8 protein-coding genes are annotated in these 16,699 nt (G+C 67.5%); 4 read left to right on the forward strand and 4 right to left on the reverse strand.

The annotated features are described in order from the left end of the window. Window positions 1-318: 318 nt before the first annotated feature. A complete protein-coding gene (locus RB608_RS12570) occupies window positions 319-4,857 on the reverse strand; it encodes a cutinase family protein (protein WP_308088277.1) in 4,539 nt (1,512 codons plus the stop codon). A gap of 351 nt (window positions 4,858-5,208) precedes the next feature. Here RB608_RS12570 and RB608_RS12575 point away from each other — a divergent pair, with 351 nt between their 5' ends. From RB608_RS12575 to RB608_RS12590, 4 genes are all read left to right on the forward strand, one after another. Next, window positions 5,209-6,837 (forward strand): phospholipase D-like domain-containing protein, encoded by a 1,629-nt coding sequence (locus RB608_RS12575; RefSeq protein WP_308088278.1) that lies wholly within the window; start codon window positions 5,209-5,211, stop codon window positions 6,835-6,837. A gap of 362 nt (window positions 6,838-7,199) precedes the next feature. Continuing rightward, window positions 7,200-9,086, forward strand: coding sequence for a carboxypeptidase regulatory-like domain-containing protein (locus RB608_RS12580; protein ID WP_308088279.1), 1,887 nt, complete (start codon window positions 7,200-7,202; stop codon window positions 9,084-9,086). Between the two features lie 288 nt (window positions 9,087-9,374). Next, window positions 9,375-9,932 carry a hypothetical protein gene (locus RB608_RS12585; RefSeq protein ID WP_308088280.1) on the forward strand — a complete coding sequence of 186 codons (558 nt, stop codon included), beginning with the start codon at window positions 9,375-9,377 and terminating at the stop codon, window positions 9,930-9,932. Beyond that, window positions 9,929-12,433, forward strand: coding sequence for a LuxR C-terminal-related transcriptional regulator (locus RB608_RS12590; protein ID WP_308088281.1), 2,505 nt, complete (start codon window positions 9,929-9,931; stop codon window positions 12,431-12,433). Before RB608_RS12585 ends, RB608_RS12590 begins: the two co-directional genes overlap by 4 nt. On the opposite strand, the gene RB608_RS12595 is transcribed toward RB608_RS12590, so the two are convergent. The 3 genes from RB608_RS12595 to RB608_RS12605 form a co-directional block, all read right to left on the reverse strand. Beyond that, entirely contained in the window at window positions 12,389-14,869 is a 2,481-nt protein-coding gene (locus tag RB608_RS12595; protein WP_308088282.1) for a LuxR C-terminal-related transcriptional regulator, read from the reverse strand. The genes RB608_RS12590 and RB608_RS12595 overlap by 45 nt on opposite strands. A 109-nt stretch (window positions 14,870-14,978) precedes the next feature. After that, complete coding sequence (locus tag RB608_RS12600) at window positions 14,979-16,220, reverse strand: hypothetical protein (protein ID WP_308088283.1); 1,242 nt, start codon at window positions 16,218-16,220, stop codon at window positions 14,979-14,981. Further along, on the reverse strand, window positions 16,217-16,630 hold the full coding sequence (locus tag RB608_RS12605; RefSeq protein WP_308088284.1) for a hypothetical protein: 414 nt from the start codon (window positions 16,628-16,630) through the stop codon (window positions 16,217-16,219). Before RB608_RS12605 ends, RB608_RS12600 begins: the two co-directional genes overlap by 4 nt. Window positions 16,631-16,699: the final 69 nt, after the last annotated feature.

The following is a 16,699-nucleotide window of genomic DNA, read 5'->3' on the forward strand; positions in this document are numbered from 1 at the left end:
GGTGTCGAAGAGTTCAAGCTCGGCGCGGGCATCTGGTGCTGGACGACGAAGGAGCGGTTCTTGATCCGCCACAGTCCCTGGCCGGTGCCGAGCGTCGGTAGGGACTGCTGAATCGCCCCCGGGTCTGGTGGAGGCCCCAAGAATCTCGACTACGCGGAACCCGGGACACACCAGAATCCCCACGAAACCCGGGGCGATTCACTGCTGCACGAACGGGTGCCAGGTCAACCTGGCACCCGTTCGTGCAGCAGGTCCAATCTCGTGAGCGAGGGGCCCCGGTCCGCAACACGCTCCATCGACCGGGTCGCTACATACCGTCTAATTCTGGGGCCGGGACTCCGCGGTGTGGGTGGCAGATATCCCCGCGTAGAGGCGCGGCTGGTAGGTGTTCGGCTCAAGGTAGGTCGACGCGAAGGCAAGAACGCTGCCGTTGCCGCTGATGGATGTCCAGCCGCCTGGGTCAGTGGGGTGTGCGAACCATCCGTCGGGAGGCGTGACGATTGGCGCGATGGTTCCTTCGGTGCGGTCCCACACGAGCGTGGTGCCGTTGCAGGCGACGTGTTGTCCGTCGTCGCTGATGGTGGGTGTCGCGGTGACGGGGCCTTCCGGACTGCACCAGTTGCCGTCCTCGTAGGGATCGCGTTCGAAGGTGTTGTCGGCTCGATGCCAGACGAAGACGTCCCAGCTGGAGCCGTCGTCACCTTCGACGATATTGCTGGCTGAGGACTCGAAGGCGACGAAGTTGCCGTCTCCGCTGATCGCCGGCCGGCTTGCGTCGGGGTAGTCGAGTTCGGCGCCGTTGAGGCCGGAGGTGATTTTGGTGGATTGACCGGTTGTGGCGTCCCAGACACAGATAGCTTGAACGCTACCCCCGCCATCGATGATCTTGCCGGTCGTGTAGGCGACGTATCGTCCGTCGTTGCTGATCGCGTCCGGGCCGGACCAGCCTCCGGCATAGCCGTCGGCGCACTGCTGCGAGACCACAACATGCTGACCGGTGACTCGATCCCACCGGACGACTTGGCTTCGGCTGTGGCTGGGGTCTTCGGGGTCGGGTTGGTTGATGGGATAAGTGAGGTAGCGGCCACTGCCACTCATGGAGAGCCGTGCCGGGCCGTCGACGAGCGGGAGCGGGCCTGGGTTCATTCGGGTGAGTCGGTTTCCTGTTCCGTATCGATCCCAGATGAAGATGTCCGTGGTGCCGGCCTCGTCGCCGGCGACGAGGTTGCTTGCGGTCGATGCGAATGCGATGTATCGGGCGTCGCTGCTGATTGTGGTCAGCCACGAGTCGGCGTTCGGGTAACCCCCGTCGATTGCGGAGCTGATGCGCTGGACTGCGCCCGTTGAGCGGTCCCATAGCTCGATGGTTGCCAGCACATTTCCGTTGACGTATTCATACGAGCGGTGGGCGATGTAGCGGCCACTGAAGTTCACCGAGGGAAGCCCTTGGCTCATTGACGTCCCTGATCCCCAGGGCGGATCCTCTACGTGCAGCCGCATCGCGACCTGGGCGAGTTGACCGTTGACGTCGCGCACCTGGAGTGTGAAGTCGTAGGTGCCTGCCGCGTTTGGCCGACCGTAGAGTTTGCCGCTGGTGGTGACGTAGATGCCAGCCAGTCCCAGTTCGGACCTGCCTGTGGTGACTGCGAACCGGTACGGGGGTACGCCGCCGCGGGCGCCGAGGGTGGTTTCGTAGTCGAGGCCGGTGGCCGCGTTGATGGTGGTCTGGTTGGTGATCTGCATGGGCGCCCCGGGTTGAGTGTTCTGGTTGGCCCATCCACCGGCGACGTAGCCGGCCAGCCAGGCGTCATCGTGGACGTTCTGGTAGTGGTCGCCGTGGATCGCCATTCCGCCGTCTATGGGCATGGCGCCGGGGTCGCAGACCGAGTCGCCGTGATCGCAGACTGAGATGAATCGTGGGCGGATGTAGTCCGGGATCGCTGCCCGGCGGGCGTAGTCGCGTGACCCGCGGCCGACGCCTGCGAGTGGGTACCAGGTGATGCCGTTCGACGGCGACGCGGTGCCCCAGTTCTGCGAGCCTTCGAATGCGAGCCGGTCACCGTCAGCAATCGCGAGGACGGCGAGGAGCTGGCGAGTGTCCTGGAGGCCGGTGTCCCACATCACTCGGTGGACGACCATCGCGCCCTGGGAGTAGCCAGACAGGACATATCTCTCGCTCGGGCACAGTCGGCTGCGGTGGTAGAGGAAGTTGCGGGCGTCCTCGACGCCGGTGCGTAGACCGGCGAAGTAGGTATCGCCAACGTCGACGGCGATCGCGTCGACGGCTTGAGCGGGGTAAGTCACTGCGTAGTAGCCAACACGGCGGGCGGAGAGACTCGTCTTGAAGCCTTCCCAGACGTTGGCTACGCGGGTGCCGAATCCGTCGGCACTGTCGCTGGCCTCACCGGAGCCTCGAGCACCGACGAACACGATGTCTTGGCATGGGGCGGAGAGAACGTGCTGGAGCTGCACCACCGAAATCCAACCGTCCGGCAGCGTGGTTTCTCCGGCTGGTGTTTGATCTTCTGTCGAGCCAGTGGTGTTGGCCCATGTCTCGGGGGTGTCCGGCGGAAGCGTCATCCTGCTGGATCGCCTCTTCGCTGTGTTCGAGCAGGCCGATTTCTGTTGTGCCTGCGTCATCGCCTGGGCGCTCCGGACTGTTGTGAGTGCCGATTTCGCGTGCTTGACCTTCTTCTTGAGTTTCCCAACCTTGCCCTGCTGGTTCGCCTTCTTGGCCTTGCGGAGCTTCTTCTTGAGCTTGGCCAGCTTCTTCTCAGCTTTGGTGACCGCTGCGGCTGCGACCATGGCGTTGTCGGTGGTGTTCTGACAGGCCGGTGTGCCGGGTCCAGTGCTGGGCATCGTGGGGTCGTCTGTAGGCGTGGCGCCCGTCACTACCGCGGACGTGGCGTTGGAAGCGACTGCCGCACTGATGTAGCCGTCCTTGGATGCCTCGACCAGTACAGACAACTGCTGGCCCACCTGTTCGGAGGTCGGTGTGAAGGAGCTCTGGGTGGCTCCGGAGATCGGTGTCTCGTCGGCGTACCACTGGAATGTCAGCGTGGCATCGCTCGGATTCCACTGGCCTGGGTCGATGGCCAGTTCAGCTCCGACGGTCGCAGCCGTCGGGATGCTCGGCGGTGTCTGGTTGAGCACCTCCGGTTGCCCGGAGTCGCGGGCGACGAGGTCAGCGTCGATCCCGGCCAATGCGTCGGGTGCTGCCACGGCAACGTCGAGGGCGTCTGCCATCGTCGCCCCATCGTTGTACCAGGACGGGAGGTAGGTCGCGTCCTCCTCGGCGAACACGAATCGGTACAGACCGTCGGGCACCCGCAGCACGTACCGCCCGTCCGTCCCCGTCCCCGTCACCGCACTGCGCACGGCTGCCCAAACCGGATTCTCCGTGTCTGGATAGAATCGGTACGCGGTGACGGTGACATTCGCCGTTGCGAGACCGTCATGCAGGACGATGCCGCTCACGGTGGCGACCTGCGCCGGTGCGAGCTCAACGTCGACTCCGGTCACCGGCTGATCACTGACCGGCACATCGGCTGCCTCATCGAGACTGGCCGACGGTCCGTAATAGCCGTCCGCCCACGCCCCCGTCGGATCGATCGCCCCGACGCGGTAGGTCGCTCCGGGAGTTGCAGGCAACCGGTAGCGCCCCTCTGCGTCGGTGCGGCCCTCGACGATCTCAACCCGATCGTCGTTGTGGGTGCTGTCCTGGTCGTTGTGCTGCTGGGCGAAGCCGACCACAATGATCCCGGGCAGCGGAGCGCCGTCGCCCCGTACGACTCCCTGAAGCGCGGCTGCGGGCGCCAGTTGGGCATCGAGGTCGCCGTAGCCTGTCTCGGAAACCTCGATGTCGGCGGCATCCGTCAAGGTGTCGGCTCCCGAGGCGTACTCGGGTCGCCACATGCCCTTGGGGTCGTGGAACCCGATTCGGTAGGTCCCGGCGGGTGCGTAGAGGTCATACGACCCGTCCGTGTTCGTCGTGGCTGAGCGTGTGCTCAGCCACGTAGGACCGTCGTGGCCCTGGACCTCCTGATAAGCCACCACATCGATGCCGGCAAGCGGCCTTGCTTCCTCGGGCCCGCTGCCATCTGTGACGATTCCGTGGATGGCCGGCAGCTCATCGACCGCCATATCGACGCCGGTCGCACCTGCACCGTCGACAGTGACCGAAGATGCGTCCGCCACACTTACCTGCTGCCCGAAGAACACGGGCTCCCAGCGGCCGGCATCGTCGCTGACACCCACCCGATACACCCCAGGCGCCACCCTGAGCTCGTAATGCCCATCGCGGTCAGTCGCGGCCGTCTCGGCATAGCGCCAGACCAAACGACTGACACCATCGACCTCCTCCGGGTCCTGGATCCACGCTGCCACCGTCAAACCAGCGATCGCCGTCCCCGTGGCTCCAGCATCAGTCACCGTGCCCGTGATGGACACGGCCGCTGTCAACGCGACATCAACGGTTTGGGTTTCGCCAGCACCGACCATGACCGTCGCAGCGGTCTCCAGATCCTGGCCGCCGGTCCACGTGGGCAGGTACCCGGAGTTGTCCCCGCCGTCAGCAAAACGCAGTCGATAGTCGCCTGCATCGAGCTCGACCGAGTACTGGCCGGAGCCGTCGGTCTCGACGCTGGCCGACCACGCCCAATGCTCACGCTCCGCGCCATCAACGACGGCCACTTCGCGGTGGTAGACGTCGACTGCGATCCCCGGCAAGCCCTGCCCGGTCTGCTCCTCAGTGACCTGACCAGCGATCAGCCCGATCGTCGAACCGGAACCAGTGGTAGCCGCGATCGGAGCCGAGGCAACTGTCAGCCCCCCGAACGCAACGCAGAACGCGAACAAGCCAACGACAACACCTCGGCGCACAGACTTCCCCCACGAATCGATCACGGCGCGATGCGCAGCCGGCCGGACAACGACCGCTGCCTCTGGCGAACCTAGGCCATTCCCGACGTTCTTCGGGCGCCTTTGTCGGAATCGCCCCGGGGCGGGCCAACGTCACGCCGCGCACTCGGCAGGTGTCCGCACGACTGTAGACCCGTCGAACGCTATCGCTGAGGATCCGGCGAGGCGGCGTCAGTTCATCACCTCATCACCTCATCACCTCACGGGTCGCTCCCGCGGCCGCCTCGACGGCGCGCGTCCCCTTGAGCGGAGCCGGGCTCGTCCCAGAACCTCCTCTAGAAGGGAACGGTGGCATTGTCAGACAACCCGACGGCGGGGCTCGGTCGTGGGTACGCTGCTGGATCCACCCGGGAGCAACGCCACGAACTGGGTGAGTTGGAAGATCATCGCGGCACTTGGCTGAAGGAGCTTGGACATCGTGACGTCGAACTGGGGGCCTCGTTCATGAACCTTCTTCATCGAGACCGGATGAATCCATCGCAGGATGGCCGGGTGACGTACCTGGGCCGGAGGTTTGTCACGGTCGTGTTCGCAACCACCATTGCTATCGCTGCACCCTGGGCATCGCCTCCTGCGGAAGCCGAGAATGTGCCGGACCCGGGCGTCGTGACTGCCCAGGTGTCTGTGGCGACAGCCGCGCCCGCCACTGCTCCGATGACGCAGGATCTGGCTGGTCGTGCGATCGCGCAGCGTGCGCCGAATCCGAACTACGTCGTGACTCCGGGCATCGTCTTCAACCACCCCTTCCGGGGGAAGAAGCGCGGGAAGATCCAACGCAAGATCATCAAGACCCTGAAGAACGTCCCCGCGGGCCAGACCGTCCGGCTCATGACCTGGAACTTCGACTCCCCGCTATTCACTCGCAAGTTCATCGCCGCGCACAAGCGCGGCGTGTCCGTGCAGATCATCATGGCCCGCGGTCTTGCCCGCGGGCAGGGCCCAGGCCGCTCCTACCCGACGTTGCGCAGCGCCCTGAAGAATGGCAACGCGGACCGGCCGAAGGAACTGCGCAGCTGGATCCGCACATGCAGTGCTACGTGCCGAGGCAAGGGCGGCGCGATGCACTCCAAGCTGATGCTGGTCAGCCGGTCGGGGGCGACGAGCTGGATCGCGATGCAAGGGTCCGGCAATTTCACCGGCGCGGCCGCGGTCCAGCAGTTCAACGACTGGACCACGATCACCGAGAACCAGTCGCTCTACGACGGCTGGATGACGATGTGGAACCAGGCCAAGAAGGACAAGAACGCCAAGCCGCTGCGGTTCACCGTGCCCAGCACTACCACGCCGGGCGCCACGATCACCTCGATGTTCGCGCCCCACCGGCGTGAGATCGACCCTGCGCTGAAGGTCCTCAACAAGGTGCAGTGCACGGGCGCCGCGAACACCCCATCTGGTCGAACCAAAGTCCGTATCGCCAACGCGGTGTGGGGCGACGAGCGCGGTGTCCAGGTCGCCCGCAAGGTCCGCCAACTGCGCGACCAGGGCTGCGATGTGCGGATCGTGTTCATGATGATGCCGCTCAAGATCCGCAACATCCTCGCGGGCCTTCCCGCCAAGCAGATGGTCTACATCACCGGCGCAACCGCCAACAAGTTCAAAGACCGCTACGTCCACCTCAAAGGGCTCTCCGTCCAGGGCAACCTGGACGGACGCAAGGACGGCAACGCCGTCCTGTCGAGCAGCGAGAACTGGACCCAGCTCGGCTGGCACTCCGACGAGCAGAACATCATCGTCTGGGACGACCCTGCCCTCGCAGAGAAGTACGCCGACCAGGTCGACCTCATCTACCGACAGGCGCCGCGCAGCCTCGCCAACTACGTCAACTCCGCCGATCCCAACGGCCGCGTTCTGCCTGGAACAGAGTTCCTCGCGCCCGAGGACTACCCGTTTGCCGACCTCGAAGCCGAACTGCACTGAGGAGCCCTCGGATCGTCACCTGTTGGCCGGCCCTGGATCTGCTTGATCTAACCCGCCGGCAGCCGGCATTGCCCGTAGCGCGAGGATGAAGCCCTGACGGGTCCGGCCCATTGCCCCTTCGTTGGGGCCGCGCCAGACATGCTGGAGGAGACGTCGAGCGCCGACGGGTTGGCGCTCGAGTGTCGAGGCTCGTCGCTACGTTCGCCGACCGCTTCCGTCGTCATCCCAGGGGCCGTGAATCTCGGTGATGCTCGATGGTCGCAGCCCACGAGCGACGCTGGCGTCGGTATAGTGCCGGCGTCTGGCTCGCCAGATGGCGAGCTGAGGTCAATGCCATGGGGGGTATTGCGATGAAGAAGTGCTTGGCCCTGCTGGTCGCGGTCTGTCTGGCGACCCTGTCGATCTCAACGGCGCATGCGGCTGATCCGGAGCAGTCGATCAGCGGCACAGTTACCGACAGTTCAGGCACTCCCATCGCCGGCGCCACGGTGACGCTCTACGTGTATCTGCCGGATGAAACGTCGTGGGACGAGGCTTGGAACGCCACGACTGAGCCCGACGGAACGTATCTGTTCTCCAGCTCGGCTGACGGGGAGCTTGCGCCCGGCAACTATCGCCTGGGGTTCAAGAGCAACCGTCATCTCCAAGAGTTCTATGGGGGCCACGCGGTCCTCAATGACAGTCCCTTGATCACGATCGACGCGGGCCATGCCCTCACCGGCCTCGACGCCGAACTCGATCCCAGCGCTACGATCTCTGGAACGGTCACCGACGAGTCCAGCACGCCTTTGGCCGGCATCGAGGTTGACCTCTACCGGTGGGAGGACAACGGCTTCGGTGGGGGCTATTGGGACTTCTTCAACCGCGACCTCACGGGCGCCGACGGCAGCTACACCGTCGGCGGGGTGAAGGAGGGCTCCTTCCAGGTGTGCTTCAGGGACCCCGCCGGGTCGCTCGGCGGAAACTACGTCGGCGAGTGCTACCCCGATCAGGTTCTGAACACCACCCTGCAGGGCGGACCTGATGGCGCGATCACCCTGACGGCCCTTGAGCAGCGCGCTGGCGTCAATGCCGAACTCGAACTTGGAGGTTCGATCTCCGGCACGATCGCGAACGAGGCTGGTAACCCGCTGCCCTCGTACTCGATCAGGATCTGGCACTGGGACGATCAGTCCCAGGATTGGGAAGAGGTCTGGTTCGACAGCATGTCCGGGGACGGCGAGTGGGCGGCCTATGGCGTTCCCGCCGGGACCTACCGGGTGAAGTACGAGATGCCCTACTGGCAAGAAGAATGGGCCCAGTATGCAGACGAGTTCTACCCTGCTGCCGCGTCCCTTGAATCCGCAGGCGATGTCGTCGTCGTGGCCGGTCAGGACACTCCAGACGTCAACGGTGTACTCGGCCTCGATGCCACCATCTCCGGAACCGTCACCAACCAGACAGGAAGCCCACTCCCTGATGCCGAAGTGACCGCCTATGTCTGGGCTCAGGCCGGCGGCGGCCAATGGTTGGCGCTGCCCGACGCTGCCTTCACCGATGAGAACGGCGCCTACACTCTGGCCAATCTCCCCGCCGGGACCTACCGCGTCGGGTTCCGAGGCCCCGACGGCGACGGCGAAGAGTTCTACGACGACAAGCCCGCCGTCGACCAAGCTGCCGACATCACGCCCACCACCGACCAGTCGGTCACGGGGATCGACGCGGGCCTGACAGTGTCCGGCAGCGGCGAGCAGCCGGCGATCGAGAACATCACGATCCCGCAAATCACGGGCGTCGTGATGGTCGGCCAGACCTTGACTGCTACCCCCGGCACCTGGGATCCGTCCGACAGCGCCACCACGATCCAGTGGCAGGCCAACGGGATCGACATCCCCGGCGCGACCGGACCGACGCTGAATCTCACTAATGCCTACGCCAACAAGTCGATCCGGGTTCGGGTGAACGCCGCCAAGACCGACCACACCAGCAGCGTGGCGTTCTCCAGTTCGGTCGGCCCAGTCGCCCCTGCGGCGCCCAGTGCTGCTTGCGTGAACGCTCAGACAGCCGTCGCAGTTGCTGCCGCCGAACTTGAACTTTCCAAGGCCAAGTTGCAGAAGGCGAAGAAGAAGCTCAAGAAGGCCAAGAAGACCCACAACAACGCCAAGACCGCCAAGGCGAAGGTCAGGAAGAAGAAGGCCAAGTTCGCTGTCAGCAGCGCGTCGCAAGCACAGAGCACCGCGCTCGCTCAGCAGGCCGCGAGCTGCGCGTAGCCGGACTATTGGTCGTCGCTGCGCCTCCTTGAGTCGCGAAGTCTGAAGCGGCAACCCTGACCGCAACCACGTCCGGTGGCTAGCGACCGCCCACGCTGGCTACGGCTCTGCCTATCCGGCGGTCGAAGCGTCCGACGGGGTCGGACTCGACGCGAGAGGACGAGGGACCCACGATCGGATGCGAGGGTGTCCGCGCTGCTCGGCGCCGGAGTACTTGTTACTCATGACCGGGGCAGGTCCGAGCTGGCATGGTTCGGGTCTCACCGGAACGACCGTGGAGGTCCAGCCATGTCGATCATCCTCAGCCGCCGTCGGCGGCTCGCGGCCGTCCCGGGAGCGGTCTTGGTCGCGGCGTTGTCGTTGACTGGCTGCGGGGGAGGGGGCGCTCCCTCGGCGGGAGAGGTGCTCGACATCGTTGACGGCGAGGGGTCTGTGGACACCGACGGCGATGGTGAGGACGACCTGTCGATCGAACGTGACGGTTCCGAGGTCTCCTTCGACGATGGTCAGAACCAGTTGTCCGTCACTCGGGAGTTGCCGGCTGACTTCCCCAGCGACATCCCGCTCGTGGACGGCAGGGTGAGCCAGGGCAGTGCGATCGCGACTGGGGACGCGGCCGGGTGGGTCGTCGTGATCCACCACGAGGCGTCCGTGAAGGAGTCCGTCGACCTCGTCGCTGCGCAGCTCGACGGCGCTGGCCTGGTGCAGGCCAGTCGCTTCGGCTCCGATGACGGTGCTGTTCTCGGCTACGCCAGCGACACCTATGTGGTGCAGGTGGTGTTCTCGGTCGACGACGGCGACACGCTCGTGTCGTACACGGTGTCGGAGGTCGAGTCGACGCCATGACGCGTCTGCACGGTCGGGAGTCCCTGCTGCACCATGTGGAGGAGATGCTCGGCGCCGGAGGCGCGGGGTGTCTGATCGGACCGAGAGGCAGCGGAAGGACAGCTGTTCTCGACGCGTTGGCCGACCGCATCGACGGCTCGGTACGGCGGGTGAGCGGCGGGTTGGCGGTACCGGTCAGCGCCCAGCTCGGCTACGACACCCGCGGGATCGCCGCGTACACCCGTATCCCCGGCGATCTGGGCGCGGAAGGTGCACTCGTGCTGGTCGATGACGCCGACGGGGTGGATCACGCCGGCGGGGTGCTGCTCGTCCAGCTCGCGCGGGCCGGGGTGCGGCTCGTCGTGGCGGCGTCCGAGACCCACCACCTGCCCGCGCCGCTCTGTGACGAGGCCGTCCGTGCCAACTGGCCGGTACACCGACTGACGCCACTGCCCGATGACGCCATCCTCGCCCTCGCGGCCGATGTGCTGGGGGACGATCTGTGCGCCGAGTCGGCCGCATACCTGCTTGATCGCGGTCAGGGCGTACCCGGGATCGTGGTCGAGCTCCTCGGCAGTGCCGCAGCGAGCTTGCGTCACGGTCCGGGCGGCGTGGAGATCGGGCATCCGGAGGTGACCGCACGGCTGGTCGAGCTGCATGAGCCGGCGATCCGCGCTCTCGACCCCGCCGACCACCCATGGCTGGTCCGGCTGGCGCTCGCCGAGCAACTGCCTGCCGCGATGCTGCCTCCCGCGGCGCTCGATCATCTCGTCGCTGCTGAGCTCGCGACGCGCACGGGGGATCGAGTCGCGATCGCCGGCCGACTGCTCGCCGATGTGGTCCGCGAGGACCTGTCGGTGGAGTCGTGGCGCCTCGCCTGCTCCTCCCTCGCCGTCGAGTTGGCCGCGCACGGTCCGGAGTGGTCCGGCCTCGCCTGCCTGCTGCGGGTGCGCGCGGGCGAGGTGCTCGAATCCCGCGCGGGAATCGTTGCGGTCCAGGCTGCCGTGAAGGGCCAGCGATGGGCCGATGCCTCCGACCTGCTCGCCGGTATCGAGTCCGCGTCGATCACGTCTGCGGACGAGCCGGTTCTCGCGCTCCTGCGCGGTGCGACCCTGTCCGGAGGTGGAGAGTACGAGGCGGCTGCCCGCTTCCTCCAGTCGGCCGCACGGCACCCCCGCGCTGCGCCGGAGGTACTGCTCCGGGTCGGTCTCGAGCTCGGCCTGCTGCACGCAGTGAGACGTGGGGACCCCGGTGCCGCGATCGCGGCCGTCGAAGTCGTGGCGGACAGACTGACCGGCGCCGACCGTGCCGCTCTCGACGCGGACCTCGTCAAATGGCACCTGATGGCAGGGCGCGAGCCGCCGCCCCTCCCGGGTGCCGAGCGCGCCGCGGATCTCGATGGCCAGTTGGGCGTCGCGGTGATCTCGGCGATGGTCTCGTCGCTGGACGGACGGCCCGATGCTGCCCTGACGAAGGTCGCCGACGGGCTCGCGCTCGCCGAACAGATCGACGCTCCCGGGCATTCCGTCGAGCTTCTCGGGCTGTCCCACTACCTGGCGCTGGCCTTCGACGGACAGCTCGCCATTGCTGAGGAATGGGCGGTCACCCGGCGGGATCGAGCGGCCCGTGCCGCGGACCCGTCGCTGGGGATGTGGGAGTTCGCGGCGGCGGAACTCGGTCTGCACTCCGGACGGCTGGACTGGGCGCAGGGCATGGCCGGTCGGGCGGGGCGCCACCTCGCCTGGCAGGACTTCACCGGACTGCGCGCGCCGGCAAGAGCCCTCCACGCCGCGCTCGACGCTCGCCGTGGAGCTCTCGACGCGGCCCTGCGGACTCTCGGCGACCTGTCGGCCGAGGCCGATGCAGATGTCAAGGTCGCACTCCACGTCGCCCGGGTTCACGCCGAGCGGCACAGGCGGGCCGCCAGGCCGGATGATGCGGCCGCTGTGCTGGCGGACGCGGGACGCCGTGCCGTCTCCCAGTCGCATCGACACCTCGGTGTGCTGGCCATTGATGAGGCGTGGATGCTGTCTCCTGATCTCGCTCTGGTCGATCTGCTCGACACCCATGCGTCGGGCGGCCCGCTCGCGGCACTGTTCGCCCAGCGAGCGCATGCGTGGCACCGGCGGGAGTCCTCAGCGCTGGAGCAGGCCGCCCGGACTTTCGCGGCCGCCGGGTTCCTGTCGCGCGCCGTGCAGGCGCGGTCCTTGGCCGCGGTGTTGCACAGTGAGCGCGGAGACCTGGACGCCGCCGGCCGCGCCCGCCGCGCCGGCGCCGTGCTCCTGGCTGATACCGGATGCAGCTCGTGGCCCGGCGACGGCGATCCCGCTGCCCTCACCACGCGAGAGGTCGAGATCGCGCGCCTCATCGCCGCGCGCATGCGCAGCAGGGAGATCGCCGCGCGACTCGGCCTGTCGGTGCGCACCGTCGACAACCACGTCGGCCGGATCCTGCGCAAGCTGGGGTTGGCCCGCAGGTCAGAGGTCGAGCATGTCTTCCTCGACATCGACCGGAGCCACTGACACGTCCAGGACGCCCTCCAGCTGGTCGCGACGGGTGACCCCCAGCTTGCGGAAGCACGCAGCCAGGTGATTGTCGACGGTACGCACCGACAGTCCCAGCTCCTCGGCGATCTCGCGACTCCGCATCCGGCTCGCGGCGCGACGGGCCACCTGCCACTCGCGCTGGGTCAGTCGATCTGCCGATACAGTTGTGGGTTCGGGCCAGAGCGGCAGGCTCCACTGTTCCATCAGCGCCTCGGCTCGCCGCAGAGATGCTCGACTCGCCGCCTCGCGGCCCGCCTCACGCTGGAGTCGCGCAGCGGTCCGCCACAGATGCGCTGCCCTCCCGGGCATCGGAAGCGACTCCAACTGCTCGGCCGCCGCCGTCACGGCGCGCCGATCGCCTCTGAGGATCGCATCCGCCCGCGCCGCGCAGAGGGTCAGCAGGCGCGATCGATCCGCATGGGCCGCCAGATCGGCCGCGATGTCGGCACGCGGGTCGAGCATGAACGCCTCGTCCAGAGCGAGAACCCCCGAATAGGCCTCGCCGTCGGTGATCGCCTGACGTCCGACCCGAGCCATCGCGTCGGCCGCCGCGGCCCGGTGACCTGACCAGCGGTGGCGCTCCGCCTCGACCCGTGCGATGCCGACCGCGATCCGCGGCAGTCGTCGTTCCTCAGGCGTGAACCGCGCCACCAGGCGATCGGCTTCCCCGAGACGGCCGAGACGAGCTAGGCCGGCCACCTGGAGGGCGAGACACGGCATCGCCAGACCGGTACCGTCGCGCCAGGCCAGATGCTTCCCGGCGGCGATGGCCAACTCGACGGTGTGGTGATACTGCCCCGAGTGCAGCGAGATCTTGGCGCGGTTGTAGCCCCACAGGCCGGCGCCGGAGCCCCCTTCGTTGCGCGCCCGGCGGTACTCCTCCTCGGCCATCGACCGGGCCAGCGCCATCTGACCGTCGTAGACGACGGGTAGGAACTCGACGAGCGCGCGCATCGTCCGCTCGAAGGCAGGGTCCGGACCCACCGGCTCCGCCGGGGTCTCAGCGACGATCTGCCGAGCGCGTTGCAGCTCGCCGGCCATCACGGTGCTCAGCGCGCGGGTGCTCGCGTCGTGGGTCTCCAGGTCCCCGCCCGGACGCTGCGGCTCACCGACGAAGGCTCGCCTTCGCTCGATGACCGCCAGCACCCGGGCTCGCGCTGCACCGTCGGGCAGGCGATCGGCGACCGCGGCAATGCGTGTGCGCAGCGCTGTCTGGTCGGACATCCGCTCGCGCAGCAGCAAACCCCACTCCTGCGCGACCGAGGTGAGCAGTTCGGGATCGTCGGTGCTTGTCGCGGCACGATCCAGGAGGGCGAGCGCCTCGGCCGCGTCGCCGTCCGCGGCCGAGTATGCTCGGGCACGCAGGAGCAGGCAGACGGGTTCGGTCCGCTCGGCGACGAGGTGACGGCACAGATCCGGTCGACCCCACTGCAGGAACCAGGAGCCGGTCTCGAGGATGGCTTGCATGTCGTCCTCCTGCCCCGAGAGGAGGCACAGACGCCGCCGTACGTCGTCCCAGGAGCGGGTGTCGGGCAGGCCGGTCAGCCCCAGCCCCGCCAGGTGCGGCCACCGCTCCGGGACCAGCTGCGGCAGAACGACGTCGATCACCAAATCGCCGCCGGGCGTCAGAGATTCATCGTCGACGCGCGCCAGACCGCGACCGGTGAGATCAGCGAGTACGGGGTCCGTGGCCGCCGCCGACGAGAGTGGCAGGCGGCCGGCGAGGACCAGCACGGCGAGGAGCTCCGCCCCGGTCGGCGCCAGTGCGTCGAAGCGGTGGCCGCGCAACGCCAGTGACCGCGGCCCGGGACGGAACCTGTGGAGAACGAGGCCGTGGTCGAGTGCCTGGGCGACCAGATCTGCTGCCACGGCGGGCAGGCCGGCCGCCCGGGAGAGCAGACCGGCGGCCCAGGACGGGTCCGGCTCGGTGCCGAGGCGGTGCGCGGCCAGCCCGAGCAGGGCGTCGTCGTCCAGCGGTCCGAGGTCGTCGCGGTCCCAGGTCGTGGTCAGGTCGAGGAAGGCAGGTGCCACAGCCGCCAGGTCGCCTACCCCGGCGACGACCGTCGCTCCGGCACGGATGGCATGGCTGAGGAGAACGCTCGAGGCGAGATCGAGGCACTCCGCGTCGTCGACCACCACGAACTGGTCAGCCAGCCATGGCGCGAGCTGCGCGTACACCGTCCGGGCGTCGCTGGCATCGATACCGGAGGACGCGAGGAGCTTGGCGAACGGCACGAAGGGAACACCCTCGACCGCGTCGCTGCCGTGCACCACAGAGGTGCCGAGGGATGCGGCGACAGCGGTGAGCACGGCAGACCCGCCGGCTCCGGGGACGCTGACGAGCAGCGTCGAGCGGCGGTCCCGCGCCCGGTCGACGATCCTCTCCAGCAGCACCTGGCGTCCGAACAGCACCCACCGACCTTAGTGAGCGACGAAGCCGAGGGTGGCCGGTTCAGGGATCGTTCCTCCCCCCAGAACCGAACCGACCACCCTCGCGGCGGCTACGCCAGGAAGCGGCGGCTCACCGCACCTCGACCTTCGTCGCGCCACCGTGGCCGCTCGCGACTCCGATCGCCGTGACCCGCCAGCTGCCCTTCGCGGCTCGCTTGAGCCTCAGGCCGGCCTTGATGGCGCCGGAGGCGTTCGCGTAGACGACCTTGGTGAAGAGCCGGGTGCCCTTGCCCTTCGAGGTCCTCGCCTTGATGATGACCGCCTCGCCCGGTGCGAATCCGGAACCGCCGAGTTTGACCTTCTTGCCGGAGCGGACCTTCTTGGTCGCCGCCTTGAGCCTCGCCTGATTGTCGATGACGTCCCCTTGCGCGTTGGGATGCCAGGTGGCCGGATTGTTGACGTCCACGCCGCCTGGCCCGGATCCGCCGGCGGAGAGCTGCAGCATCTGGCTGGCTGACTTCGGGCCGTTGCTCACCCGCACCTCGACCGTGCCGCTGAGGCCGACCGGCACCGCGAAGCTGCCCGCGACACCGCCCGAGTCGTCGACTTCGACGGAGCCGACGGGGATGCCGCCCACTGTCAGGCTCGCCTGGGCGCGCGGCATCGCAGGTGCGGCCGCAAGCAGGTTCGTACCGGTGAAGGAGACCGACTGGCCGCTCTGTGCGGTGGCTCGGTCGAGGACCAGTTCGGGGGTCGCGGAGAGGTCGTACACAGCGGTCGTCAAGATCGGCTGCGGATTCACGACCTGGTCGCACTCGAAGGAGTACTCGGCGAAGTCGCCGTTCGTGTCCTTGCCGGTGAACAGGAGCTCGACGCTCTTCACCCGGTGGTGGTAGACGCCTGGATCGACGTAGTCGGTCTCGTACTCCAGGGCGGGGAACGCCAGGGGAACGTCCTTGTCCAGGCTGGCCACGTAGAACTCGTCGTAGAAGTTCAACGGGTTCCAATGCTCGCTGATGAACTGCAGCTTCCAGACGGAGACCCAGACCTCGGTCAGATCCTCGGGCAGGACGTTCGCGGGCAGGTCTCCCAGATCCACGTCGACCGTGATCTCGTCGTGTGAGGCGATCGGGGTCGGCATCGCGAAGCTGAGACTCGGGCTCCACGTCCGCTCCGGTCCGACCTGGGTGTTGTGGCCGTAAGGGGTGTCCCGGACCTCACAGCCGGCGAACTGCACAGTCGTGGTCACCTCGGCGGCCTGCGCCTGGCCGGGGAGCACGGCGAGCAGCGGAGCAGTCAAGGCGGCGAGGGCGATGCCGCCGCCGATCGAGGCGCGGCGCAGGCGGGGGAGGAGGGAGCCGAAGGCGGTCATGAGAAGTCCTCGCAGTTCACGGTCGTGTCGTCATACCTGATCGACAGAGGGGCGTCCGAGCCGACGCCGTCGAGCACCAACCCGGCCTGCAGGCACTGAGCCTCGGCCTGGTCCTTGTCCTGCTCGGAGAGCATGACCAATCGGCCGTCGTCGATCTCGTAGTCCGTCAGACCGAAGACGCCTACCAGTTGCTCTGCGGTGATCTCGAGGACGCCATCCTCGCCGACGGCGTCGAGAGCATCCTCGATGTCCTCGCCGAGGCTCTGGCTGCCGTCCGCACCGCCGGTGGAGTTGTTGCTGGAGACGGCCTCCTGGGGACCGTCCTCGTCGGTGCCGCAGCCGGACAGGCAGGCGAGCGCGGCGACGAGGACCGCGGCGGACGCCAGTGACGGGAGTCGTGTGCGTGTCATGGCGGCGACCATGTCACCGGTGGCGAGTAGTGGTCTCTGAGCAACTACTACTCATCGGGATCGCCCGAC

This window comes from Nocardioides sp. LHD-245 (genome assembly GCF_030929495.1).
In the GTDB taxonomy this organism is placed as follows: domain Bacteria; phylum Actinomycetota; class Actinomycetes; order Propionibacteriales; family Nocardioidaceae; genus Nocardioides.